Source organism: Campylobacter concisus, from assembly GCF_902460545.1.
Taxonomy (GTDB): Bacteria; Campylobacterota; Campylobacteria; order Campylobacterales; family Campylobacteraceae; genus Campylobacter_A; species Campylobacter_A concisus_AE.
Window position 1 is genome coordinate 87,596 of sequence record NZ_CABPUE010000008.1, and the last position, 2,534, is coordinate 90,129.

Consider the following 2,534-nt stretch of genomic DNA (forward strand, 5'->3'; position numbering starts at 1 on the left):
AAAAGATAGATAAGAAGCAAATTTTAAATAAGATGGTTTAAATTTAAAGGATCTAAGATGATAAACACACTTGGTAGCTACCACTTAAATTTAGAGCAGAACATAAAGGTATCAACCAAAGTTTCTACCAACCAAACCAGCTCAGAGGTTTTAGGCTACAAGGTAGATAAGGATGGCTACTTTACAGATGAGTTTAATAAACAAGCTGGCATCCCAAGTGATTATAAAATTCACTCAAGCACGCTGGAGTCGTTAGTAAATGTTGCAGAGGGGACATCGTTTTTTAGTCGCACCTTTAAAAGCATAGATATAGCAAAGACTGCTGGCAATGCCTACAAAATCCTCTCACAAGTAGTTGGCGAAGATACATTAAATTCAAAGGATAGCTTTAGCTTAGACGAGATAAGAAATTTCCCTCAAGGCTTTTCTTATAACCGCCAAAGTATGCAAGTAACTAAAATCCATAACTCCATTCATGAATTTGGCTCGGCTGCGGCTGATTTTAACGGCAAAGAGTCAAATAAGCAGATGATAAGCACGCTTTTTTTCAACCCAAGCTTTAATGGTGGAGATGGCAGGCAGCCACTAAAGCCAACAACAGATATCTTTAACAATAACAATGGCGGCAAAGAGAGTGTAGGCAGTGGTGTTTTTATCGATCCGCATGGAGAGAAATACACTAATAAAGATGGCTCTATAACTAGAGGCGGGCTTTTAGCAGCCGTCATAAATAGCAACCTTGACGTCAAAGAAGGTGAAACCACCGTTTTTGGAAAGAAGCAAGGCTTTGATAAGAGCGTAGATAGTAAAGAATTTAGTAGGGCATTTGAGCTATTTGAGCTTATGGGTGAGATGAAATTTGGAGCAAATTTCAACAAAGCAAGCGACTCTGATCTAGCTGGTATGCCTGAATACATGCAAGAGTATGTTAAGTATAAAAGAGACCTTGTCTATGTAGATCTAACGACTGGGTTTGTTGGTAAGTATTCAGATGAAGAAGACGAACTATCATTTAAAAAGATGATGGAGCATAATCTAAAAATGCTAAAGCTACTCTTTGGTGAGATAGATAAAGATGGCAAAAAGAGCAAAGACTTTATGGATAGCTTTTTAAAATTTAGCATGCCGCCTTTAAATTTAGTAAAAGAGCTAAACGAAAACCCAGCTGGAAAATATCTAGTAGATATGCTTGGTATAAAAAGAGATGTTGATATAAAGGCGTAAGGGGGAGTTAAAATGATAACTAGCATAAACGGACCTAGCAACACACCGATACAAGATAACACTATCCAAAAAGAAAATGCAACAGAAAATATAACCAAAGAAGGTAAGCAAGACAAAAACGCTACCGAAGAAAAATTTGACTACTCAAAGAATCTTTTTAAACCCTGGAGCGAAACTATAAAAGAATTTATAGATATAGACAAAAGTAAAGAGGGCTGGATAGCAGATACTATAAATCGAATTGATAATATGCTATCTAATTACACCATTCAAGAAAGACGAGCTCTATCAGCAAAAAGAGAGCCAGAAAACATGGAAGAATTTAGAGTTCGCGAACTCCAAGATTACATGGACTGGTTGCTTTCTAACTCAGTAGATGGCAAGCCAACAATATCTGGGCTAATGGTTGGTCTTGGCACAGCAGAACAAGAGGCTGAGCTAGAAGATTTTATGAAATCATTTTCTGAAGACACAATGATGAGTAATGATGGTGCTGCTTTGTTTGTTAGAGCTGATCTAAGTATAGAAGAGTTTAAGAAGCTTTATAGAGAAGACGTAGAAAAAACTACAAAAGAGCATAAAGAATTTCTAGCAAAACTGCATAAAGAAGAGCAAGAATACAATGCAAATTTTGCCAAAGAGCAAAGTGAGAAGAAATTTAAACCTATGCAGGTTAAGAAGAAGTATGAAACCTATGATATAAACAAGGATCAGAAATTTCTATATGCAAGAGAGCTTTTAAATTTCAAAGAAAAAAGAGGCATAGATGTCTTGGAGCTTATGCAAAAGATAGATAAGAAGCAAATTTTAAATAAGATGGCTTGATGGATAAAGTAGAACGACCTTGTCATAGGGGTAACTTAGTAGCGACTATAAAGATGAATTTAAACCTTTTTATCGACAACCTTTTTACCATTTTCTTCAAGCTTTTGCATGATACGAAGCACATCAATACCTCGTTCTCTCTCAAGCTCTTGAAGCTTAAGTAAAAACGAAAATTTCTCATCCTTAGTAATGTCATAAGTTTCAGTATTTTTGCTTTCAGCTTGTATAGGAGTAAATTTTTTCTCTTTGGTGTCGTCTTTTTCTTCTTCAACGCTCTCTATATCCTGAAAACCTTTTTCATTCATCTCTTTTAGTATATTGACAGCATTTTTGGTATCTTCGCCAGATAAAGTTATATTAAACCGCTCTTTTAGTGCATATTTAGCCCACTCCTCTTTAAACTCATCAACGCTCATATCACTATCAAGCAGATCAATAGTCCTTGAGTTTTGCATAAATAGCAGTTGGTGATTGCCACGATATTC

Annotated in this window: 3 protein-coding genes; 2 read left to right on the forward strand and 1 reads right to left on the reverse strand. The window is 35.8% G+C overall.

The window, feature by feature from the left end; all coding sequences use genetic code 11:
* The first annotated feature begins 57 nt into the window (after positions 1-57).
* Together FZ949_RS07305 and FZ949_RS07310 are read left to right on the forward strand one after the other, a co-directional pair.
* Entirely contained in the window at positions 58-1,224 is a 1,167-nt protein-coding gene (locus tag FZ949_RS07305; RefSeq protein ID WP_087584841.1) for a Cj0814 family flagellar-dependent secreted protein, read from the forward strand.
* 12 nt (positions 1,225-1,236) lie between these two features.
* Positions 1,237-2,049 (forward strand): cell surface protein, encoded by an 813-nt coding sequence (locus FZ949_RS07310; protein WP_148790306.1) that lies wholly within the window; start codon positions 1,237-1,239, stop codon positions 2,047-2,049.
* A gap of 59 nt (positions 2,050-2,108) precedes the next feature.
* Here the strand turns inward: FZ949_RS07310 and FZ949_RS07315 are convergent.
* On the reverse strand, positions 2,109-2,534 hold a 426-nt coding region (locus tag FZ949_RS07315; RefSeq protein WP_508610095.1), incomplete at its 5' end, for a Cj0814-related protein.

Coding starts and splice junctions, on each gene's coding strand:
- FZ949_RS07305 (WP_087584841.1), top strand. CDS start 58: ATGATAAACACACTTGGTAGCTACCACTTAAATTTAGAGCAGAACATA.
- FZ949_RS07310 (WP_148790306.1), top strand. CDS start 1,237: ATGATAACTAGCATAAACGGACCTAGCAACACACCGATACAAGATAAC.